At 61.8% G+C, this 21,163-nt stretch carries 19 protein-coding genes; 9 read left to right on the top strand and 10 right to left on the bottom strand.

The features are described 5' to 3' along the window. The 3 genes from purU to LOY31_RS26770 all read left to right on the top strand — a co-directional run bounded on the left by purU (window position 1) and on the right by LOY31_RS26770 (window position 2,961). A complete protein-coding gene (gene purU / locus LOY31_RS26780; RefSeq protein WP_007959808.1) occupies window positions 1-858 on the top strand; it encodes a formyltetrahydrofolate deformylase in 858 nt (285 codons plus the stop codon). Between the two features lie 98 nt (window positions 859-956). Beyond that, complete coding sequence (fdhA, locus tag LOY31_RS26775; RefSeq protein ID WP_007959809.1) at window positions 957-2,156, top strand: formaldehyde dehydrogenase, glutathione-independent; 1,200 nt, start codon at window positions 957-959, stop codon at window positions 2,154-2,156. A gap of 247 nt (window positions 2,157-2,403) precedes the next feature. After that, entirely contained in the window at window positions 2,404-2,961 is a 558-nt protein-coding gene (locus tag LOY31_RS26770) for a DUF2780 domain-containing protein (RefSeq protein WP_007959813.1), read from the top strand. A gap of 1 nt (window position 2,962) precedes the next feature. Here LOY31_RS26770 and LOY31_RS26765 read toward each other — a convergent pair whose 3' ends face one another. Continuing rightward, window positions 2,963-3,850: an acyltransferase gene (locus tag LOY31_RS26765; protein ID WP_085608923.1), complete on the bottom strand. Its 888-nt coding sequence runs from the start codon at window positions 3,848-3,850 to the stop codon at window positions 2,963-2,965. Window positions 3,851-4,025: 175 nt separating this feature from the next. On the opposite strand from LOY31_RS26765, the gene LOY31_RS26760 reads away from it, so the two are divergent. The 4 genes from LOY31_RS26760 to creD all read left to right on the top strand — a co-directional run bounded on the left by LOY31_RS26760 (window position 4,026) and on the right by creD (window position 8,151). Beyond that, window positions 4,026-4,529, top strand: coding sequence for an ATP-dependent zinc protease (locus LOY31_RS26760; RefSeq protein WP_258712455.1), 504 nt, complete (start codon window positions 4,026-4,028; stop codon window positions 4,527-4,529). A gap of 73 nt (window positions 4,530-4,602) precedes the next feature. Continuing rightward, window positions 4,603-5,283, top strand: a complete 681-nt coding sequence (creB, locus tag LOY31_RS26755; protein WP_007959816.1) for a two-component system response regulator CreB — start codon at window positions 4,603-4,605, stop codon at window positions 5,281-5,283. Continuing rightward, window positions 5,283-6,698, top strand: coding sequence for a two-component system sensor histidine kinase CreC (gene creC / locus LOY31_RS26750; protein WP_007959817.1), 1,416 nt, complete (start codon window positions 5,283-5,285; stop codon window positions 6,696-6,698). The genes creB and creC overlap by 1 nt, the downstream gene beginning before the upstream one ends. Window positions 6,699-6,780: 82 nt before the next feature. Then, window positions 6,781-8,151 (top strand): cell envelope integrity protein CreD, encoded by a 1,371-nt coding sequence (gene creD / locus LOY31_RS26745; RefSeq protein WP_258712452.1) that lies wholly within the window; start codon window positions 6,781-6,783, stop codon window positions 8,149-8,151. A gap of 87 nt (window positions 8,152-8,238) precedes the next feature. On the opposite strand, the gene LOY31_RS26740 is transcribed toward creD, so the two are convergent. The 8 genes from LOY31_RS26740 to LOY31_RS26705 all read right to left on the bottom strand — a co-directional run bounded on the left by LOY31_RS26740 (window position 8,239) and on the right by LOY31_RS26705 (window position 17,179). Beyond that, window positions 8,239-8,868: a glutathione S-transferase gene (locus LOY31_RS26740; RefSeq protein ID WP_085608926.1), complete on the bottom strand. Its 630-nt coding sequence runs from the start codon at window positions 8,866-8,868 to the stop codon at window positions 8,239-8,241. A gap of 64 nt (window positions 8,869-8,932) precedes the next feature. Continuing rightward, complete coding sequence (locus tag LOY31_RS26735; protein ID WP_007959820.1) at window positions 8,933-9,112, bottom strand: hypothetical protein; 180 nt, start codon at window positions 9,110-9,112, stop codon at window positions 8,933-8,935. Continuing rightward, window positions 9,109-10,239, bottom strand: coding sequence for a PepSY domain-containing protein (locus tag LOY31_RS26730; RefSeq protein ID WP_221534095.1), 1,131 nt, complete (start codon window positions 10,237-10,239; stop codon window positions 9,109-9,111). The genes LOY31_RS26735 and LOY31_RS26730 overlap by 4 nt, the downstream gene beginning before the upstream one ends. 74 nt (window positions 10,240-10,313) lie before the next feature. After that, a complete protein-coding gene (locus LOY31_RS26725; protein WP_258712451.1) occupies window positions 10,314-12,740 on the bottom strand; it encodes a TonB-dependent siderophore receptor in 2,427 nt (808 codons plus the stop codon). A 197-nt stretch (window positions 12,741-12,937) separates the two neighbouring features. Further along, complete coding sequence (locus tag LOY31_RS26720; RefSeq protein ID WP_258712450.1) at window positions 12,938-13,909, bottom strand: FecR family protein; 972 nt, start codon at window positions 13,907-13,909, stop codon at window positions 12,938-12,940. Beyond that, entirely contained in the window at window positions 13,906-14,424 is a 519-nt protein-coding gene (locus LOY31_RS26715; RefSeq protein ID WP_039768032.1) for an RNA polymerase sigma factor, read from the bottom strand. Before LOY31_RS26715 ends, LOY31_RS26720 begins: the two co-directional genes overlap by 4 nt. A gap of 110 nt (window positions 14,425-14,534) precedes the next feature. Beyond that, the gene (locus LOY31_RS26710; protein WP_007959826.1) at window positions 14,535-15,242 is read right to left on the bottom strand and encodes a PolC-type DNA polymerase III; all 708 of its coding nucleotides are present in this window, start codon (window positions 15,240-15,242) and stop codon (window positions 14,535-14,537) included. After that, the gene (locus LOY31_RS26705; RefSeq protein WP_127800282.1) at window positions 15,239-17,179 is read right to left on the bottom strand and encodes a putative nucleotidyltransferase substrate binding domain-containing protein; all 1,941 of its coding nucleotides are present in this window, start codon (window positions 17,177-17,179) and stop codon (window positions 15,239-15,241) included. Before LOY31_RS26705 ends, LOY31_RS26710 begins: the two co-directional genes overlap by 4 nt. A gap of 253 nt (window positions 17,180-17,432) precedes the next feature. On the opposite strand from LOY31_RS26705, the gene LOY31_RS26700 reads away from it, so the two are divergent. Further along, complete coding sequence (locus LOY31_RS26700) at window positions 17,433-17,879, top strand: response regulator (RefSeq protein WP_064599912.1); 447 nt, start codon at window positions 17,433-17,435, stop codon at window positions 17,877-17,879. A 70-nt stretch (window positions 17,880-17,949) separates the two neighbouring features. Here the strand turns inward: LOY31_RS26700 and LOY31_RS26695 are convergent, their stop codons facing one another. Next, window positions 17,950-20,127: a malate synthase G gene (locus tag LOY31_RS26695; protein ID WP_258712444.1), complete on the bottom strand. Its 2,178-nt coding sequence runs from the start codon at window positions 20,125-20,127 to the stop codon at window positions 17,950-17,952. 454 nt (window positions 20,128-20,581) lie between these two features. On the opposite strand from LOY31_RS26695, the gene LOY31_RS26690 reads away from it, so the two are divergent. Continuing rightward, window positions 20,582-21,100, top strand: coding sequence for a glycine cleavage system protein R (locus LOY31_RS26690; RefSeq protein ID WP_007959830.1), 519 nt, complete (start codon window positions 20,582-20,584; stop codon window positions 21,098-21,100). Window positions 21,101-21,163: the final 63 nt, after the last annotated feature.

Raw genomic sequence — 21,163 nt, 5'->3', positions numbered from 1 at the left:
ATGAGCCGCGCCCCGGATACATGGATTCTGACCGCCGACTGCCCCAGCGTTCTCGGCACCGTGGACGCGGTGACGCGTTTTCTGTTCGAGCAGGGTTGCTACGTGACCGAGCACCACTCGTTCGATGACCGCCTCTCGGGGCGTTTCTTCATTCGCGTGGAATTCCGTCAGCCCGACGGTTTTGACGAGCAATCCTTCCGCGCCGGCCTCGCCGAACGCGGGCAGGCGTTCGGCATGATCTTCGAGCTGACCGCGCCGAACTACCGGCCAAAAGTGGTGATCATGGTCTCCAAGGCCGATCACTGCCTCAACGACTTGCTCTACCGCCAGCGCATCGGCCAGTTGTCGATGGACGTGGCGGCGGTGGTGTCGAACCACCCGGACCTCAAGCCGCTGGCCGACTGGCACCAGATTCCCTACTACCATTTCCCCCTCGACCCCAACGACAAACCGGCCCAGGAGCGGCAGGTGTGGCAGGTGATCGAGGAGGCCGGCGCCGAACTGGTGATCCTCGCCCGCTATATGCAGGTGCTGTCGCCGGAGCTGTGCCGCAAGCTCGATGGCAAGGCGATCAACATTCATCACTCGCTGCTGCCGGGCTTCAAGGGCGCCAAGCCGTATCACCAGGCCTACAACAAGGGCGTGAAACTGGTGGGCGCCACCGCGCACTACATCAACAACGACCTCGACGAGGGGCCGATCATCGCCCAGGGCGTCGAGGCGGTGGATCACAGTCATTACCCCGAAGACCTGATCGCCAAGGGCCGCGACATCGAAGGCCTGACCCTGGCCAGGGCCGTCGGGTATCACATTGAGCGGAGGGTGTTTTTGAACGCCAATCGCACCGTCGTTCTTTAAGTCATAACAACGCAAAACCAACAAGCAATAACCCGAGCACTTAACGCGCTGCCTGCCTGGGCGGCGCGGTTCCATAAAAACAACAGCGAGGTGAAAGCATGTCTGGCAATCGTGGTGTGGTGTATCTCGGCGCTGGCAAGGTCGAAGTACAGAAAATCGACTATCCGAAAATGCAGGATCCGCGCGGCAGGAAGATCGAGCACGGTGTCATCCTGCGTGTGGTTTCAACCAACATTTGCGGCTCCGACCAGCACATGGTGCGCGGCCGGACCACGGCGCAGACCGGTCTGGTGCTGGGCCACGAGATCACTGGTGAAGTGATCGAAAAAGGCTCCGACGTCGAGAACCTGAAAATCGGCGATCTGGTCTCCGTTCCGTTCAACGTGGCTTGCGGGCGCTGCCGTTCCTGCAAGGAGCAACACACCGGCGTCTGCCTGACCGTCAACCCGGCCCGTGCCGGTGGCGCTTACGGTTATGTCGACATGGGCGACTGGACCGGTGGCCAGGCCGAATACGTGCTGGTGCCGTACGCCGACTTCAACCTGCTGAAACTGCCGGACCGCGACAAGGCCATGGAGAAAATCCGTGACCTGACCTGCCTCTCCGACATTCTGCCGACCGGTTACCACGGCGCCGTTACTGCTGGCGTTGGCCCGGGCAGCACCGTTTACATTGCCGGCGCGGGCCCGGTCGGTCTGGCCGCTGCCGCCTCCGCCCGCTTGCTCGGCGCTGCGGTGGTGATCATCGGCGACGTCAACACCATCCGCCTGGCCCATGCCAAGGCTCAGGGTTTTGAAGTGGTCGACCTGTCGAAAGACACCCCGCTGCACGAACAGATCGCCGCGCTGCTGGGCGAGCCTGAAGTGGATTGCGCGGTGGACTGCGTGGGCTTCGAAGCCCGTGGTCATGGTCACGACGGCGTCAAATCCGAAGCTCCGGCCACCGTACTCAACTCGCTGATGGGCGTGGTGCGCGTAGCCGGCAAGATCGGTATCCCGGGCCTGTACGTGACCGAGGATCCGGGTGCCGTGGACGCTGCCGCGAAAATGGGCAGCCTGAGCATCCGCTTCGGCCTCGGCTGGGCCAAATCCCACAGCTTCCACACCGGCCAGACCCCGGTGATGAAGTACAACCGCCAGCTGATGCAGGCGATCATGTGGGACCGCATCAACATCGCCGAAGTGGTGGGCGTGCAGGTCATCAGCCTCGACCAGGCGCCGGAAGGCTACGGCGAGTTCGATGCCGGCGTGCCGAAGAAGTTTGTGATCGATCCGCACAAGTTGTTCAGTGCGGCGTAAGCGATGAGGCAATAAAAAACGGCGACCCTGGGTCGCCGTTTTTTATGAGGTTTATATAACTGCCCCTCGCGTTCCAAAACCGCGGATGTGCCATTCATCGCCCGGCGTTCGGGCTTTCACGTTTCATGCACGCCTCCGGTATGAAAATGGCTGGCCCGCGCCGGAACATGCCGGCGGATGCCCGGTCAAACCGGGCAGTTTGACCCTCCCTTGACGGAAGGTCTTCACGCCACAAGAGGATGTCTGAATGAAGATTTCACGCGGTTTTGCCCTGGCATCGCTCCTGACCCTGGCGGCAGGGCCGGTGTTTGCCGGTTTCAGTTTGAATGACGTGGCTGGCGCGGTATCGGGCATGCAGGGCGGGGACAAGGCTGCTGCTGCAGCGCCGACGTCGGAAACCGCCGGTTTGTTGAGTGCCTTGAGCGCGCTGAATGTCACGCCGCAGCAAGCGGTCGGCGGCACCAGTGCGATGTTGGGGCTGGCGAAAAACCAGCTCAGCAACACGGATTATTCCGAGCTGGCCAAGGAAGTGCCGGGCATCGACAAACTGTCGGGCGGCAGCGGTAATCTGGCGGCGTTGAGCGGTTTGCTTGGCTCTTCGGGCAAGTCCGCCGGGCTGGAAAATGCGCTGGGCAACGTCAAGGACACCAATGACCTGAACAACGCCTTCGGTGCGTTGGGCATGGACAGCGGGATGGTCGGCCAGTTTGCCCCGATCCTCCTGCAATACCTCGGTCAGCAGGGTGTCGGCGGTTCGTTGCTGCAAAGCCTGGGCAGCATCTGGGGCACCGGCACCAACGGTTGACTCAGCGGCGCTCGCCCTTGAGTTCGGCGATGCGCTGATCCTTGAGAGTCCAGAGCTGGTTGACCCAGTTCTGGACCTTCTCGCGAAACACCGGATCGTTTTCGTAATCACCCTGCCACAGGGCCGGATCCAGCTCGCGGGTCTGGATGTCGATGATCACGCGCGGCACGTTGCCGCTGATCAGGTCCCAGAACCCCGGAATCTTCTGCTGTGGATAAACCACGGTCACATCGAGAATCGCGTCCAGCTGTTCGCCCATCGCCGCCAGTACGAACGCCACGCCGCCGGCCTTGGGCTTGAGCAGGTGGCTGAACGGTGATTGCTGCTGAGTGCTTTTGGCCGCGGTGTAACGCGTGCCTTCCAGATAATTCACCACTGTCACCGGCTGGCGCTTGAACAGCTCGCAGGCGGCTTTGGTGATTTCCAGATCCTTGCCGGCCAGCTCCGGGTTCTTCGCCAGGAACGCCTTGGTGTAGCGCTTCATGAACGGGTAATCCAGCGCCCACCAGGCCAGGCCCAGGAACGGCACCCAGATCAGCTCTTTCTTGAGGAAGAACTTGAAGAACGGCGTGCGTCGGTTGAGGGTCTGGATCAGTGCCGGGATATCGACCCAGGACTGATGGTTGCTGATCACCAGATAGGAAGTGTCGCTGCGCAAGTCTTCGCCGCCGCGAATGTCCCATTGGGTGGGGATGCACAGGCGGAAGATCAGCTTGTCGATTTCCGCCCAGGTTTCAGCGATCCACATCACCGCCCACGAGGCGTAGTCGCGAAAGCGCCCCGGCAGGATCAGCTTGAGCAGGGCGAACACCATCAGCGGGCCGAACAGCACGAGGGTGTTGGACAACAGCAGCAGGGTGACGAAACAGCCGGTGAGCAGGCGGCGCATAAGCAACTCTTGGAAAACGGATGGGCGCGCCATGATAAGTGGCTTCGGCCGGCAGGCCAAATCCGCCGGTGACGAATGTTTCACCTGTGGCGCGATAACCTGCCGGGAACGATCAAGTAAACAACGGTCTAAAATCTCGCGTCTGACGCCCCCATTTCCCAAGGAAGCCCCTTACGTGAAATCCCTCCTTGCACTGCTTTCCCTCGTCGCCCTGCCGGTGCTCGCCGCCGAACCGACGCTGTACGGTCGTTACGAATACATCGCGCTGCCGGAAATCGGCGGTGAAGTGCTCAAGGCCAAGATGGACACCGGCGCACTGACCGCCTCGCTGTCGGCCAAGGACATCGAGACGTTCAAACGCGACGGCGAAGACTGGGTGCGTTTCCGTCTGGCCACCAAGGACGCCAGCAACAAGGTGTACGAACACAAGGTCGCGCGGATCAGCAAGATCAAGAGTCGCTCGGATGAAGAAGACGAGGGCGAAAGCACCGAAGTGGCCAAGCGCCCGGTGGTCGATCTGAAGCTGTGCCTGGGCGACGTCAAGCGTACCGTGGAGGTCAACCTGACCGACCGCAGTAACTTCAACTACCCGTTGCTGATCGGTGCCAAGGCCCTGCGCGAGTTCGGCGCGGCCGTGAACCCGGCTCGGCGCTTCACAGCGGATAAGCCGGACTGCTAAACCAAGTGGTCTCATTGACGTAACGCCGGGCTTGGGGCACCGTTCGCGCACTTAACCCACAGGCTCGGACGCCATGCCTCATATCCTGATTGTCGAAGACGAAGCGGCGATTGCCGACACGCTGATTTTTGCCTTGCAGGGCGAGGGCTTCACCACGACCTGGCTGAGCCTGGGCGCGGCGGCGCTGGAGCATCAGCGCCAGACTCCGGCGGATCTGATCATCCTCGACATTGGCCTGCCGGACATCAGTGGCTTTGAAACCTGCAAACAGCTGCGTCGGTTCAGTGAAGTGCCGGTGCTGTTTCTCAGCGCGCGCAACGCCGAGATCGATCGCGTGGTGGGCCTGGAAATCGGCGCCGACGATTACGTGGTCAAACCGTTTTCACCGCGGGAAGTGGCGGCGAGGGTCCGGGCGATTCTCAAGCGCATGGCACCACGTCCGGTCATCGAAGCCTCCTCGGCGCTGTTCCGCATCGATCCCGAACGTGTGCAGATCAGCTATCGCGGCCAGCCCCTGAGCCTGACCCGCCACGAATTCCGTCTGCTGCAATGCCTGCTCGAACAACCCGAGCGGGTGTTTAGTCGCGAGCAACTGCTCGATGCGCTGGGCGTGGCGGCGGATGCCGGTTACGAGCGCAGCATCGACAGCCATATCAAAAGCGTGCGCGCCAAATTGCGCCTGGTGCGCGCCGAGGCCGAGCCGATCCAGACCCATCGCGGCCTCGGCTACAGCTACAGCCCGGGGCACAGCTGATGTCGCTGGGGCTGCGGATTTTCCTGGTGTACGTGCTGTTCATCGGCCTCACCGGGTACTTCGTGCTCAACACTGTGATGGAAGAAATCCGCCCCGGCGTGCGCCAGTCCACCGAAGAAACCCTGGTCGATACGGCCAACCTGATGGCGGAAATCCTGCGGGACGATTTCAAGGCCGGCACCCTCAACCAGAATCGCTGGCCGGAACTGCTCCGTGCCTATGGCGAGCGCCAGCCGAAGGCGACGATCTGGGGCCTGGCGAAAAACCAGGTCAACCACCGCATCTACGTCACCGACGCCAAGGGCATCGTGGTGCTGGACTCCAGCGGTCTGGCCGTGGGTCAGGACTACTCGCGCTGGAACGACGTCTACCTGACCCTGCGCGGTGAATACGGCGCACGCTCCAGCCGCAGTGACCCGAATGACCCGAACTCCTCGGTAATGCACGTCGGCGCGCCGATCCGCGACAACGGCGCGATCATCGGCGTGGTTACCGTGGCCAAGCCCAACAGTTCACTGCAACCCTATGTCGATCGCACCGAACGCCGTTTGCTCGGGTACGGCGCCGGATTGATCGGCCTCGGCCTGCTGCTCGGCGCCGTGCTGTCGTGGTGGCTGAGCCGCGCGTTGCACCGTTTGACCGTTTACGCCCAGGCCGTGAGCGAGGGCCGTCGGGTGGCGGTGCCGCATTATCGCGGCGGCGAGCTGGAGCAGTTGGCGACCGCCGTGGAACAGATGCGCACCCAGCTCGAAGGCAAGGCCTACGTCGAGCGTTATGTACACACGCTGACCCATGAATTGAAGAGTCCGCTGGCGGCGATTCGCGGTGCCGCCGAGTTGTTGCAGGGCGAGATGCCGGCGGATCAGCGATTGCGCTTTGTCGGCAACATCGACAGTGAAAGTGCACGCATGCAGCAGTTGATCGAGCGCCTGCTGAACCTTGCACAAGTTGAACAGCGGCAGGGCCTTGAGGAGCGTGTCGCCGTGCCGTTGGCGGCGCTGCTGAGCGAGCTGCTACAGGCACAGATGGCACGCATCGAAGGCCGGCAACTGCGGATCGAGCAAACCATCGCGCCGGATCTGGCGTTGATCGGCGAGCCGTTTCTGCTGCGTCAGGCATTGGGCAATCTGCTGGAAAATGCGCTGGATTTCACGCCGCAAAACGGTTTGCTGCGCTTCAGTGCCGAGCGGATCGGCGAGAAGGTCGAGCTTCGTCTGTTCAACGAAACCACGCCGATTCCCGACTATGCCTTGCCCCGTTTGAGCGAGCGTTTCTACTCTTTGCCACGCCCCGACAGTGGGCGCAAAAGCACCGGTCTCGGGCTCAACTTCGTCGAAGAGGTGGTCAAGTTGCACGGTGGTTCAATGCGCATCGGTAACGTCGAAGGCGGGGTGGAAGTCGTTCTGCAGTTGTAGTCTCCACACAAACTCCACATTCCTCCCACAAACCCCCCACATCCCCTTTGCAGACTCTGCCCATCGAAACAGGGAGAGTCCCATGAACAAAAGTCTGACGATAAAACTCGGGGCCATTGCCCTGCTGATCCTGGTATTGCTGGTGCCGCTGTTGATGATCGACGGCATCATCGATGATCGCCAGCAACTGCGTGACGGTGTGCTGGAAGACATTGCCAGAAGCTCAAGCTACAGCCAGCAACTCAGCGGGCCGGTGATGGTTGTGCCGTATCGCAAAGTGGTGCGCACCTGGAAAACCAAAGAGAAGAGCGACGAGCGCTATCAGGAAATCGGCGAAGAACGCGGGCGCCTGTATTTCCTGCCCGAGCGTTTTGAACTCGACGGCCAGGTGCAGACCGAACTGCGCGCCCGGGGCATTTACGAGGCGCGGCTGTTCCATGCCGACAACCGTATCAGCGGCCATTTCTCGCTGCCGGCGCAGTTGGGGATCAAGGAAGACTTTGTCGATTACAGCTTCGATGCGCCGTTCCTGGCGGTCGGCATCAGTGACATTCGCGGCATCGAAAACGCGCTGAAGCTGGAACTGGGCGCGCAGCGTCTGGACTTCGTGCCCGGCACTCAGGTCGGCTGGCTGGGCGAGGGTGTGCGAGTGACGCTGCCGGCGCTGGACATCAGCAAAACCACGGAACTGGCCTTCGGGTTCGACCTGCGCCTGCAAGGCACCGGCTCGTTGCAGGTGCTGCCGGTGGGCAAGACCAGCCGCGTGAACCTCGCTGCCAACTGGCCGCACCCAAGCTTCATCGGCAACTTCCTGCCGGCCAAGCGCGAGATCAACGATCAGGGTTTCACCGCCGACTGGCAGACCTCGTTTTTCTCCACCAATTTGCAAGAAGCGATGAGCCGTTGCGTGTCGGGCAATGATTGCGAGGCTTTCAACGGGCGCAGTTTCGGCGTGAGCTTCATTGATCCGGTGGATCAGTATCTGAAGAGTGACCGGGCGATCAAATATGCGTTGTTGTTCATCGTCCTGACGTTCGCCGGTTTCTTCCTGTTCGAAGTGCTGAAAAGCCTGGCAGTGCACCCGGTGCAATACGCGCTGGTAGGTGTGGCACTGGCGTTCTTCTATCTGTTGCTGCTGTCGTTGTCGGAGCACATCGGTTTTGCCCTGGCGTATCTGTTGTCCGCCAGCGGTTGTGTGCTGTTGATCGGGTTCTATGTCTGCCATGTGCTGCGCAGCGTGCGGCATGGCTTGAGTTTTTCGGCGGGGCTGGCGGCGTTGTATGGCTTGCTCTACGGCTTGCTGAGCGCTGAGGATTACGCGCTGCTGATGGGCTCGCTGCTGCTGTTCGGTCTGCTCGGTGTGTTCATGGTGCTGACCCGCAATCTGGACTGGTACGGGATCGGGCAGAAACCGGCCAAACCGCTGGAGTTCGATATCGGAGCGGTGCAATGAGCCGGTTCGTGGGATTGCGTGAGGAGCAGCGGGAGGCCGAGGTGTTGATGACGCTGATCTTTGCGTCGTTGCCTCCCGCCCGGTGCGTCAAACCTTCGGCATCGTCGCAATCATCGACGGCCGCTGGCTCACTTCAAAGAACCAGTTGGCCAGTTGCGGGTTGGCGTCACGCCAGCCCAGATCCGGGAAGCGCAGATCCAGATACCCCAGGGCACAGGCCACGCTGATCGAAGCGACGTCGAAGTGGCAGGTCAGTTCGGCAATCGCGTCGCGCTCCAGCAGGGCGAGGGCGCGGCGGATCTTCTCGCGCTGGGCCTCGAGCCATTCGTCCCAGTGCTTTTCCGGGGCGCGCAAAACTTGCTCGTAACGCACCATGACCGAGGCGTCCATGATCCCGTCGGCCATCGAGGCCAGGGTCAGGCGCCGCCAGCGGGCCGAGCCGTCGCGGGGGATCAGCGGGTTGCCGACGTGCTGGTGGTCGAGGTAATCGAGGATCACCCGGCTGTCATGGATGACATTGCCGTCGGCCAGGCGCAGGGCCGGGATCTTGCCCAGCGGGTTGTCTGCGTTGAGGGCGGCGTCCGGGCTGACAGGGCTGAGTACGCAGTCCTGCAGCGCGACGCGATCCTGCTGGCCGGTCTCGTGCAACAGCACCATGACTTTGCGCACGAACGGGGACAGGGTGTTGTGGAACAGGGTCATGCTGGGAGCGGACATTGGCAGGGTCTCGGTCAAGGGCAAGACGGGCAGCATAGCGCGTTGCCCGTCAGGCTCAAGCCGTTCAGCGGCGTTGCAGCAATCCGCGCAGGCCAAGGGCGGCCGGAATGCCCAGACCCACCCAGCTCAAACCATCCCAGATCCCGTCGCCCAGCAGCGCCGCGAACAGGCCCGCCGCACTCAGCAGCGCGATCACCAGCGGTGTGCTGAAGACCTTCCAGAAATTCGACTGACGCGGCTTCATGCAGAGGCCTCCGCCGTTTCCAGTACCGGTTTCGCGGCCTTGCGCCGGACCACCCACAAGTACACGCCGCTGGCGAGGACGATGATGGTCAGCACGTCCAGCGTGGCCCAGAGGATTTTCATCGGCATGCCGCCGTAGTCACCGAAGTGCAGCGGCTGCGACATGCCCATGGCGTCCATGTACCACGGTCGTTCTGCCACCGCCGTGACTTGCAGGGTGCTGGCGTCGATCAGCACCGGAGTCAGCAGGTGCGAAGTCAGGTGGGTGCCGCCCTTCATGAATACCGAGTAATGATGCTCGCTGGAGAAGCGGGTGCCGGGGAAGGCGATGAAGTCCGGCTTCATCCCCGGTGTCACGCTGCCGGCGATGTCCAGCACCCGGGTGGCCGGGGCCAGTTGCGTCAGCGGCGGGGCGTCGCGGTAGGGCGCGATCAGGGTCGTCAGGGCTTCGGCCCGCCATGCGGCGATCAGCAGGTCGGCGCAGGCACTGATGACGCCGGTCACACCAACCACCAGCGCCCAGGTCAGGGTGACCACGCCGATCAGGTTATGCAGGTCGAGCCAGCGCAGGCGGGTGGATTTGTCCTGGCGCACGGTGCCGAACTTCAAGCGGCGCATGAACGGCAGGTACAACACCGTGCCGGACACGATCGCGATCACGAACAGCAAACCCATGAACGCCAGCAGCAATTTGCCTGGCAGGTCGGCGAACATGTCGACGTGCAGACGCAGGATGAACAGCATCAGGCCACCGTTGGCCGAAGGCATTTCCAGGGCTTCGCCAGTGCGCGCATCGAGCATGAAGGTGTGCGAGGAATTGGGCTCGGTACCGGCAGTCTTGGCCATGATCGTCAGCACGGCATTCGGCTCGTCGTCTTCGAAGCCGAAGTACTGCACGACTTCACCGGGCCGATGCTTTTCCGCCGCTTCGACCAGTTGCGCCAGGTTCAGATGCGGCGTGTCCGCCGGCATCACCCGCAACTCGGGCGCATCGCCCAGCAGGTGGTCGATCTCGTGATGGAAAATCAGCGGCAGGCCGGTCAGGGCCAACAGCAGCAAAAACACGGTGCAGATCAGGCTGGTCCAGGTGTGGACGAAGGACCAGCGACGAATTGTTTTACTTTTCATTTCATGACCTTCAAAAACACCAAAGCCGTCCACGAGGGACGGCCTGGTTGCAGGGCCTGTTTCAGCTCAGGCGCTTACCACTTGTAGGTGGCGCTGGCGACGACACTGCGCTGGTCGCCGTAGTAGCAGTAGAAGCTGTCGCAGGTGGAAATGTAGTCCTTGTCCAGCAGGTTGGTGGCGTTGAGTGCCAGCGACGCGCCTTTGAGGCTGTTGTCCAGACGGCTGAGGTCGTAATGCACGGCGGCGTCGAACACGGTGTAGGCGTCCGCCTTGCCCAGCCAGGTGTTGGCTTTGTCGCCGTAAGTGTTGCCGGTGTAGCGCGCGCCGGCACCGATGCCGAAGCCGTCGAGCACGCCGCTGTGCCAGGTGTAATCGGCCCACAGCGAGGCTTGCTGGTTCGGCATCAGTTGCAGGCGGTTGCCCTTGTCGGCGCCGTTCTGCACTTCGGACTTGGCCAGGGTGTACGCGGCGATGACCTTCAGGTTGTCGGTGACGTCGGAGACGGCTTCCAGCTCCAGGCCTTTGACCTTCACTTCGCCGGTCTGGCTGGTGATCGATACGCCGTTGACGAACGAGCTGACCGAAACGTTTTTCTGGGTCAGGTCATACACGGCCGCAGTCAGCAAAGTCTTGCTGCCTGGTGGCTGGTACTTGATGCCCAGTTCCCACTGCTTGCCTTCGGTCGGTTTGAGCGATTCGGTCGAAGAGGCATCGGCGCCGCTGGTCGGCTGGAAGGATTCGGCGTACGACAGGTACGGTACGAAACCGGAGTCGAACACGTAGCTGATCGCTGCGTTGCCGCTGAAGGCCTTGTCGCGGTCGGTGTTGGTCGCATCGGCCTTGTTGATGAACTTCGTACCGGTGTGCACCCAGTCTTCACGACCGCCGAGGGTCAGACGCCATTGATCCAGGGCCATTTGGTCCTGGACGTAGAGGCCGGTCTGGTAGGTCTTCTGGTTGTAGTCATAGAACGCGGTGGAGCGCGCCGGACGCACGATCGGCTGACCATGGATCGGGTTGTTCACGTTGATGTCCGGCGCACTGCCGAAGATCGAGGTGTAGTTGGTGTTGCTGCGCTGGTGATCCAGACCCAGCAGCAGGGTGTGGCGGATGTCGCCGGTGGCGAAGTCGGCCTGGAAGTTGTTGTCCACGGCGAACTGGCTGATGTCTTCGTCGACGATGGTGGTCGAGCGGCCGACGTTACCGTCATTGTCCACTTGAGTGAACGGGTAGGAGCCGACGGTGATGCCCTGGAACGACAGATCCGACTTGGTGTAGCGCAGGTTCTGTTTGAACTGCCACACATCGTTCAGGCGATGTTCGAAGGCATAGCCCAGCGCGTAGTAGGTGCGGTCGTAGTATTCCCAGTCCGGATCGCCCAGATTCTTGTGGTGGGAAACCTTGCCGAACGGCATGTCGATTTTGGTGCCCTGCACCGGCAGGAACTGGCTGGTGATGCCGGTATCGTCGCGGGTGAACTGGGTCAGCAGGGTGAACTTGGTGTCGTCGTCGATGTTCCAGGTCAGGCTTGGCGCGATGTTGTAGCGCTTGTTGTCGACGTGGTCGACCTGAGTGCCGCTGTCACGCACCACGCCGCTGAGGCCATAGAGAAACTGGCCGGCGTCGTCGATCTTGCCGGTGCTGGCGAAGTTGATCTGACGGTGGTTGTCGCTGCCGTATTGCAGCTGGATTTCGCTGCTCTGCACATCGCTCGGGCGACGGCTGACCATGTCCAGCAGGCCGCCCGGCGGGGTCTGGCCGTAAACCGACGAGGCCGGGCCGCGCAGCAGGGCGAGGCGGTCGAGGTTCCAGGTTTCCTGTTTCGGGTTGGCGTACACGCCTTTTGGCAGCGGCAGGCCGTCGAGGAACTGGGTCGGTTCGAAACCGCGCACACGCAGCCAGTCGGCGCGGGTGTCGCTGCCGTAGCTGCTGGCAGTGATGCCGGGCATGTAGCGCACGGCGTCATCGAGGCTGTGCACGCCACGATCTTCCATTTGCTGGCGAGTGGCGACCGAAATCGAACGCGGTGCTTCGACCAGTGCAGTGTCGGTCTTGGTGCCGGCGGCGGTACGGGTGGCGGTGTAGCCTTCGACCGGGCCCCAGGCGCTTTCATAGTTTTCCACGCCGATCACCGAAGTTTCCGGCAGGGCCATCACGCCTTCCGGCAAGGCGACCAGGGTGTAGGTGCCGGCGCTGCTCTGTTCCAGTTGCAGACCGGTGCCACGCAGGGCCGCGCGCAGGGCGCCGGCCGCGTCATATTGGCCGTTGACCGGCGCCGAGGTCTTGCCCGCCGCCAGCGACGGGTTCAGCGACAGCGTGAGGCCGCCCTGGCTGGCGATCTGGTTCAGGGTGGTCGACAACGGAGCCGCCGGCAGGTTGTAGGCGCGTACGCTCGACGCCTGTTCAGCGGCGATCAGTTGGCTGCTGGCCAGCGGGGTGCAGAGGGCAATGGCGACCGCCAGCAAACTGGGGCGCAACAAGGTGTCTAGCGAACGGGACATACGGCGGCTCCTGAATGGAAATATTTCTCAATTGCCTGTGTGCCGGACGAGATTCGAAAAGTGATAGGGCTGGATGAAAATAATTTCGATTAACGAACGACATCGCTGCGCAAGTCAGCAGAAAGTCCGTTTTCATTGGGTGTGAAGGTTCTGTCGCGACCTGTTCGCGACAGCGATTGCTCAGGCAACGCAAGTTGTCAGGGCTTCGGATCAGCCTTGGCCACGGTCACCCACCATGGCGTGTGCTGCTCGATCTGCACCGGCAGGGTCGGCAGCAGGGCGTTCAGCGCCTTGTCGGTGTCGTGCAGCGGGAAGCTGCCGGTGATGCGCAGGTCGGCGACTTCCGGCGCAATGCCCAGATGGCCGCGACGATAGCGACCGAGTTCATGCACCAGGTCTTCCAGGCGCGCGTTGTCCACCACCAGCATGCCGCGGGTCCAGGCATCGGCGCCGGGGTTGAGCGCCACCACCGAATCCAGACCGTTATTGCGGATCAGCACTTGCTGGTTTTCGCGCAGGATCTGTTCCTTGGGATCGGATTGTGGATGCGCCGCGACCGCCGACTGCAACACGCTCAGGCGCGTGCCGGCGTCTTCGCGCTTGACCAGGAACCGCGTGCCCAGGGCGCGCATGCTGCCCTCGGCGGTTTCGACGATGAACGGCCGCGCATCGCCGTGACCGGTTTCGACGAGGATTTCGCCTTCCTGCAACACGATCAGCCGCCGCTTCTCATCAAAGCGGACATCCACCGCGCTGTGGGTATTGAGGTTGAGCACGGTGCCATCGGCCAGGCGCACGGTGCGCTGTTCGCCGGTGGCGGTGCGTTGATCGGCGAGCCAGTAATCCAGCGGCAGATAACGTTCGCCGGCAAACAACGCCAGACCGACCACCGCCACGACACTGGCCAGCCCGCTGCCGAGCTTGCGCACGCGGCGGCGGATGCCTTCGCGCGATTGCAGCAACGCGCTGCGTGCCGGGCCGTTGGCCACGCTGAAACGCTGGTCGAGCATGCCCAATTGACGCCAGGCGCGAGCGTGTTCTTCGTTGGCCGCGTGCCATTTGGCGAACTCTTCGCGCTCCAGCGGCGTGCTGGAATCGAGGGTCAATTGCCAGGCAATCGCCGCATCCAGCACATGGGCCGGGACCGGTCGGGAACTGGCCGGGCTCATGTCGGCTCACCGTACAACGCGATGTAGCACTGGCGGATGCCCTGGGCCAGGTACTGACGCACGCGCGGGACCGACACGCCGAGTTTGTCGGCGATCTCGGCGTGGGTCAGACCGTCGAGGCGGTTATAGAGGAAAGCGGCGCGAGCCTTGGTCGACAGCTTGCCGAGCATGCGGTCGATGGCCTTGAGATCTTCGAGGATCAGTTGCTGCTCTTCGACCGAGGGTTGTTCGCCCTCGGGGATCAGCATCAGTTCGGTCAGATACGCCTGTTCCAGCGCCGCCCGGCGGAAGTAGTCGAACAACAAGCCTTTGGCGATCGCCACCAGAAACGCCCGGGGTTCGCGAGGCGTCAGCAGTTCATCGCGGCCGAGCAGGCGGACGAAGGTGTCCTGGCTCAGGTCTTCGGCCCGTTGCGGGCAGGCGACGTTGCGGCGCAGCCAGGCCAGCAGCCAGCCGCGGTGGTCGCGATACAACGCACCGACGAGCTCACTGTGAGGGCTTTGGGCTGAAGACACGACGACACCGACTGGGAAGTGTTAACTAACGAGAATTGTTCGCGATTGTGGCAGAGGTGGGAATGGTTAGCAATTGGCCACCGGTCGGGTTGTCGGGCGACAACCCGGATTCAGAACGAATGGGTCTGCTGGCGGCGTTTCCACTGACTCAGGCGTTGCTGCAGATTCAGCGGGCTGTGGATCTGTTGCTGGCGTGCCCGGCTGAACAGGATCAGCGCCAGTTCCGCAGTGGCCAGCGCATCGGCACTTGCATGGTGGCGCTCGAAGACTTCGAGCTTGAACCAGTCGATCCACTCGTCCAGCCCCGCCTCGCGAATATGCGCCTGCGGGCAAACCAGCGGGGCGATCTGCGCCACATCGAGAAACACCGTCTGCAACTTGTGCCCCAAGTGTTCCTTCAATGCGCGGCCGAGCATGTGCTGGTCGAACGAGGCGTGAAACGCCAGCACCGGGCTGTCGCCGATAAACTCCAGCAGTTCGACCAGCGCTTCCGTGGGCTCACTGCCGGCGGCAATCGCGCTCGGTGCCAGACCGTGGATCAACACGCTCGGGCCGAGTTTCAGCTCGCGACATTGCAAGGTGCGTTCGAACTGCTGGCTGAAGTCGATCGCGCCGTCCTCGATCACCACCGCGCCAATCGACAGCACCCGATCCTTGCTCAGGTTCAGTCCGGTAGTTTCCAGATCCAGCACTACCCAGCGCTGTTCGCGCAGGCTGCATTCACGCAGTTCGCCGATGGCCGGCAGTTTCGTCAGGCGCTGTTGCAGGTCGTCCGGCACAACGGGGCTGGCCGGGCGCAGCCACGAAAACAGGCTCATAGCTGATACCGCAAGGTCAGGCTGCTTTGCAGGCGCTGGGCCTGGCGCAGGGATTCACGCAGGATGCGCCGGTCCAGATGATTGAGGCTGTCGGGATCGACCCGGTTCGAGTACGGCAGGTTTTCCCGGGTCTGCAGTTGATGCTGTTGCATGCGCGTCTGCTGGATGAAGTGATAGGCCTCTTCGTACGCGGCACCATCCAGCCGGTCGATGACTTCTTTATCCACAAGCTGGCGGAAGCGTTCGAGGGTGTTGTTGGCATCGATGCCATGGGCCAGCGCCAGCAGGCGGGCACCGTCGACAAACGGGGTCAGGCCCTGAATCTTCAGGTCCAGCGTGGCTTTCTCGCCGTTCTTTTTCGTGAGCACGAACTCACGGAAACGTCCCACTGGTGGACGGTTGCGCAAGGCGTTCTCGGCCATCATTCGTTGGAACAGTCGGTTATCCGCGACCTGATCGAGAATCCCCCGGCGCAATTGCTCACAACCCTGTTCATCACCCCAGACCACGCGCAGGTCGAAATAAATGCTTGAGCCCAACAGGTTCTCCGGCGTCGCCTCGCGAATGAACGCGGCAAAGCGACGGGCCCATTCTGCGCGGGACAGGCACAGCTGCGGATTGCCGGCCATGACGTTGCCCTTGCACAGGGTGAAGCCGCATTGCGCCAGACTGTTGTTGATCTGCTGGGCGATGGGCAGCAGCTTGCCGCGAATCTCCGCCGCATGGGCCGCATCCCGCGCGTCGAACAGAATGCCGTTGTCCTGATCGGTGTGCAGGGTCTGCTCGCGCCGGCCTTCGCTGCCGAAGCACAGCCAACTGAATGGCACACCGGGATCGCCCTTTTCGGCGAGGGTCAGTTCGATCACCCGGCACACGGTGTGATCGTTGAGCAGGGTGATGATGTGGGTGATCTGGGTCGAGGAGGCGCCGTGAGCGAGCATGCGCTCCACCAGTTGGCCGATCTCGCCGCGCAGAGTCACCAGTTGTTCGACCCGCTGGGCGCTGCGAATGGTCCGCGCCAGGTGTACCAGATCGACCCGTTGCAGCGAGAACAGATCCCGCTCGGAAACCACGCCGCACAGGCGTCGATCCTTGACCAGGCACACGTGGGCGATGTGCCGTTCGGTCATGGCGATCGCCGCGTCGAAGGCGCTGTGATCCGGCGACAGATAGAACGGCGAGCGGGTCATATGGCGTTCGATCGGCTCGCTGAAATCGCCAACCCCTTCAGCCACTACATGCCGCAGATCACGCAGGGTGAAAATCCCCAGCGGCGCCTTGTGCTCGTCCACCGCGACGATGCTGCCGACCTGTTGTTCGTGCATCAATTTCACCGCTTCACGCAGAGGCGTAGACGGGCTGCAGGTCACCGGATGGCGCATGGCCAATTCGCCGAGGCGAGTGTTCAGCGAATACTGGGTGCCGAGGGTTTCCACGGCTTTCTGCTGGACTTGCTGATTGACCTGATCGAGCAGGCTGCTGACTCCGCGCAGGGCGAAATCGCGGAAGGTGCTGGAGAGGGCGAACAGCTTGATAAACGCCAGTTTGTTCAGTTGCAGGCAGAAGGTGTCTTCGCCGGCCAGGTGTTCGGTGCGGGTCGCCCGTTCGCCGAGCAGCGCGGCGAGGGGAAAACACTCGCCGGTGGTGATTTCAAACGTGGTTTCGGTGCCGCCCTTGGCCGTGTGCGGACGTTCGCCGACCACCCGGCCCTGCTTGACGATGTAGAAGTGTTCGACCGGCCCGTCGGCGGGTTTGATGATGCTTTCGCCCTGACCGTAGAAGCGCAGCTGGCATTGCTCCACCAGATAGGCCAGGTGGGCGTGTTCCATTTGATTGAAAGGGGGGAAGCGCTGGAGGAATTGCAAAGTGCCCTGAATGTTCTGCAACACCGCGGTTTTCCCTGCCTGGGTGAAGGCGTCCGCTTTACTCATAACCATTACCGCAGTCTTTTTCGAATTGTTGTTGTCGGATCGTTGCAGCCATGGTCGACCCCATCGCGCGGGGTGCCCATTGGACGTAAGTCTAGGTTGGGCATGCCGTTGGGGAGTTTTCGGATATGCCCTACAAAATCAGTCGGAAATTCTTCGGTTCGCCCCTTGGAAAAAAATCCGACGAAGTGCACATTGAAGCTCTGCCCAGCGATGTCTGACCACTGTGCCAGGGGATCGAATTGAAAACGTAGAGAACGCCATGTCCGACCACGATATTTTGAGCGACGCCGAGCGCGAAGCGCTCAGCGCTGTAATGCTCGAACCCGATCTGCCACCGCAGCGCGTATTGATCGTCGATGACGACAAGGACGCCCGGGAACTGTTGTCGGAGATTCTCGGGTTGGACGGTATTCGTTGCATGACCGCGGCCAGCGGTGAGTCTGCGCTGAAGATGCTCGAGGAAAGGCCCTCCATCGGCTTGGTGATCACCGATCTGCGGATGGGCAATGTTGACGGCCTGGACCTGATTCGTCAGGTGCGTGAATCGGTGCGGGCGGCGATGCCGATCATCATTGTTTCGGGCGATGCCGACGTGAAGGACGCGATTGCGGCGATGCATCTGAGCGTGGTGGATTTCCTGCTCAAACCGATCGATACCGCCAAGTTGCTCGGTCTCGTCAGACATGAGCTGGGCATCGAGCCCTAGCCAATCCGGCGCAAACAAAAAAGCCCTGATCCAAAGATCAGGGCTTTTTCATGTCCGGCATCAGCGCAGGTTACAGGCCGTTGGCAGCCTTGAACTCGCGACGACGACGGTGCAGGACCGGCTCGGTGTAGCCGTTCGGCTGTTTGGTGCCCTCGATCACCAGTTCGACCGCCGCCTGGAAGGCGATGTTGCTGTCGAAGTTCGGGGCCAGCGGACGGTACAGCGGGTCGTTGGCGTTCTGACGGTCCACCACCGGCGCCATGCGCTTGAGGCTTTCCATCACTTGCGCTTCGTTCACCACGCCGTGGCGCAGCCAGTTGGCGATGTGCTGGCTGGAGATACGCAGCGTCGCACGGTCTTCCATCAGGCCGACGTCGTTGATGTCCGGCACTTTCGAGCAACCCACGCCCTGGTCGATCCAGCGCACCACGTAACCGAGAATGCCCTGGGCGTTGTTGTCCAGTTCGTTCTTGATCTGCTCCGGGGTCCAGTTCGGGTTGACCGCCAGCGGGATGGTGAGGATGTCATCGACCGAAGCGCGGGCACGTTTGGCCAGCTCGGCCTGACGGGCGAACACGTCGACCTTGTGGTAGTGCAGCGCGTGCAGCGCAGCGGCGGTCGGCGACGGAACCCAGGCAGTGTTGGCGCCGGCCAGCGGGTGAGCGATTTTCTGTTCGAGCATCGCTGCCATCAGGTCGGGCATCGCCCACATGCCTTTACCGATTTGCGCACGACCTTGCAGGCCGGTGCTCAGACCGATATCGACGTTCCAGTTCTCGTAGGCGCCGATCCATTTCTCGGCCTTCATGTCAGCCTTGCGCACCATCGGGCCGGCTTCCATGGAGGTGTGGATTTCGTCGCCGGTGCGGTCGAGGAAACCGGTGTTGATGAACACCACGCGCTCGCTGGCGGCCTGGATGCAGGCCTTGAGGTTGACCGTGGTACGGCGCTCCTCGTCCATGATCCCGACTTTCAGGGTGTTGCGCTTGAGGCCCAGCACGTCTTCGATGCGACCGAACAGCTCGTTGGTGAACGCCGCCTCTTCTGGGCCGTGCATCTTCGGTTTAACGATGTAGACCGAACCGGTGCGGGTGTTCTTGCGCGAAGTGTTGCCGCTCAGGTTGTGCATCGCTGCCAGGCAAGTCACCAGGCCGTCGAGGATGCCTTCCGGCACTTCGTTGCCGTGCTTGTCGAGGATCGCGTCGATGGTCATCAGGTGACCGACGTTACGCACGAACAACAGCGAACGGCCGTGCAGGGTCAGTTCGCTGCCGTCGACCTTGGTGTAGGTGCGATCCGGGTTCATGGTACGGGTGAAGGTCTGGCCGCCCTTGGACACGGATTCCGCCAGATCGCCCTTCATCAGGCCGAGCCAGTTGCGGTAGATCACAACCTTGTCGTCGGCATCGACGGCAGCGACGGAGTCTTCGCAGTCCATGATGGTGGTCAGCGCCGCTTCCATCAGGATGTCTTTGACGCCGGCGGCATCGGTCTGGCCGACCGGGGTGCTGGCATCGATCTGGATTTCGAAATGCAGGCCGTTGTTTTTCAGCAGGATCGCAATCGGCGCATTGGTGTCGCCCTGGAAGCCGATCAACTGAGCTTCGTTGCGCAGGCCGCTGGTGCTGCCGCCCTTGAGGGTGACGACCAGTTTGCCGTCAGCAATCTTGTAGCCGGTGGAGTCGACGTGGGAGCCGGTTGCCAGTGGCGCGGCTTCATCGAGGAACGCACGGGCGAAGGCGATGACTTTGTCGCCACGCACCTTGTTGTAGCCTTTGCCTTTTTCCGCGCCGCCGGCTTCGCTGATAGCGTCGGTGCCATACAGGGCGTCGTACAGCGAACCCCAGCGGGCGTTCGAGGCGTTGAGGGCGAAGCGGGCGTTCATCACCGGAACCACGAGTTGCGGGCCGGCGGTACGGGCGATTTCGTCATCGACGTTTTGCGTCGTTGCCTGGAAATCAGCCGCTTCTGGCAGCAGATAACCGATCTCTTGCAGGAAGGCTTTATAGGCCACGGCGTCGTGCGGCTGACCGGCACGGCTCTGGTGCCAGCCATCGATACGAGCCTGGAAGTCATCGCGTTTGGCGAGTAGGGCTTTGTTCTTCGGCGCCAGGTCGTGAATGACCTTGTCGGCACCTTCCCAGAATTTGTCGGCGGTGAGGCCGGTACCGGGAATGGCTTCGTTGTTCACGAAGTCGAACAGGACTTTGGCGACCTGCAGGCCACCGACTTGAACGTGTTCAGTCATTGCTTGCCTCACTCTGCTCAGCTATTTCGCTTTTCAGCTCTTCAATTTAACAATGAAGCCTCTGGCCATTTAAACCACAAACCCCTCGACCAGTACATGCCATCGCTGGCGGCTGGGCTGGGACCAATCAACGGCTTGGGGGCCTTGCTGACGGGGCTTTCAGGGTTGCGAACGTGCCTTGGGCAGACATCGATCCAGCGTTATGTAGTGCGCGCTGCGGCATACTACATGATGAGTTGCGGTTGTGAAAATCAGACTAATTACGTCGTTCTGCGACCCCATGACGCATTGCGGTCACGGCGCGGAACGGGATGTTCTCAAAAAACCAATGGATTGTTCCAGTTAAATATAAAAAGTTGTACACGATTTGTGATTTCGAGCGTCTGAGGCGTCTGTCGAACGCTTGCCTATACTTGCTTTTCTATAACAAAAGTCATGACAAGAGGGCTGCGCCATGGATCACCTCGTACTCACCGTCTTCGCACCGGACAAGCCCGGGCAGGTCGAGCGCATCGCCCAATGCATCGCCGAACACGGCGGCAACTGGCTGGAAAGCCGCATGTCACGCATGGCCGGGCAGTTCGCCGGGATCCTGCGGGTCGGTGTGCCGGCGGAGGCTTACGACGAATTAGTCGATGCCCTACAAGCTTTGTCGGCACAGGGCATTCGCGTGCTGGTGGCCGAAAGCGGTATCGAGCAGGCCTGCACCTGGAAACCGATCGCCATGGAACTGGTGGGCAATGACCGACCAGGCATCGTGCGTGACATCACCCGGTTGCTGAGCGAGCAGGGCGTCAACCTCGAACGGCTGGTAACCGAAGTGCGCCCGGCACCGATGAGCAGTGAACCGCTGTTCCACGCCGAGGCGATTCTCGCGGTGCCGCTGACCTTGTCGCTGGACGTGCTGCAATCGCGCCTGGAAACCCTTGCCGATGACTTGATGGTGGAACTGGTGCTGCGCACCGATCCCTGAGAACGGATCGGGTTATCCAGTTTAAACGTGCACCTGCCTGTGGATAACCTGTAGAGACTGAGC

Origin of the sequence: Pseudomonas sp. B21-021, from assembly GCF_024749205.1 — a bacterium.
Classification (GTDB): Bacteria; Pseudomonadota; Gammaproteobacteria; order Pseudomonadales; family Pseudomonadaceae; genus Aquipseudomonas; species Aquipseudomonas paraglycinae.
This window is presented reverse-complemented; position numbering and strand designations above follow the sequence as displayed.

Bases quoted from the DNA above. Each gene is read 5' to 3' on its own strand.
- creC (WP_007959817.1), top strand. From the start codon at position 5,283: ATGTCGCTGGGGCTGCGGATTTTCCTGGTGTACGTGCTGTTCATCGGC.
- fdhA (WP_007959809.1), top strand. From the start codon at position 957: ATGTCTGGCAATCGTGGTGTGGTGTATCTCGGCGCTGGCAAGGTCGAA.
- LOY31_RS26730 (WP_221534095.1), bottom strand. From the start codon at position 10,239: ATGAAAAGTAAAACAATTCGTCGCTGGTCCTTCGTCCACACCTGGACC.
- LOY31_RS26720 (WP_258712450.1), bottom strand. From the start codon at position 13,909: ATGAGCCCGGCCAGTTCCCGACCGGTCCCGGCCCATGTGCTGGATGCG.
- LOY31_RS26765 (WP_085608923.1), bottom strand. From the start codon at position 3,850: ATGCGCCGCCTGCTCACCGGCTGTTTCGTCACCCTGCTGCTGTTGTCC.
- LOY31_RS26725 (WP_258712451.1), bottom strand. From the start codon at position 12,740: ATGTCCCGTTCGCTAGACACCTTGTTGCGCCCCAGTTTGCTGGCGGTC.
- creB (WP_007959816.1), top strand. From the start codon at position 4,603: ATGCCTCATATCCTGATTGTCGAAGACGAAGCGGCGATTGCCGACACG.
- LOY31_RS26700 (WP_064599912.1), top strand. From the start codon at position 17,433: ATGTCCGACCACGATATTTTGAGCGACGCCGAGCGCGAAGCGCTCAGC.
- LOY31_RS26690 (WP_007959830.1), top strand. From the start codon at position 20,582: ATGGATCACCTCGTACTCACCGTCTTCGCACCGGACAAGCCCGGGCAG.
- LOY31_RS26770 (WP_007959813.1), top strand. From the start codon at position 2,404: ATGAAGATTTCACGCGGTTTTGCCCTGGCATCGCTCCTGACCCTGGCG.
- LOY31_RS26695 (WP_258712444.1), bottom strand. From the start codon at position 20,127: ATGACTGAACACGTTCAAGTCGGTGGCCTGCAGGTCGCCAAAGTCCTG.
- creD (WP_258712452.1), top strand. From the start codon at position 6,781: ATGAACAAAAGTCTGACGATAAAACTCGGGGCCATTGCCCTGCTGATC.
- LOY31_RS26735 (WP_007959820.1), bottom strand. From the start codon at position 9,112: ATGAAGCCGCGTCAGTCGAATTTCTGGAAGGTCTTCAGCACACCGCTG.
- LOY31_RS26740 (WP_085608926.1), bottom strand. From the start codon at position 8,868: ATGTCCGCTCCCAGCATGACCCTGTTCCACAACACCCTGTCCCCGTTC.
- purU (WP_007959808.1), top strand. From the start codon at position 1: ATGAGCCGCGCCCCGGATACATGGATTCTGACCGCCGACTGCCCCAGC.
- LOY31_RS26710 (WP_007959826.1), bottom strand. From the start codon at position 15,242: ATGAGCCTGTTTTCGTGGCTGCGCCCGGCCAGCCCCGTTGTGCCGGAC.
- LOY31_RS26705 (WP_127800282.1), bottom strand. From the start codon at position 17,179: ATGGTTATGAGTAAAGCGGACGCCTTCACCCAGGCAGGGAAAACCGCG.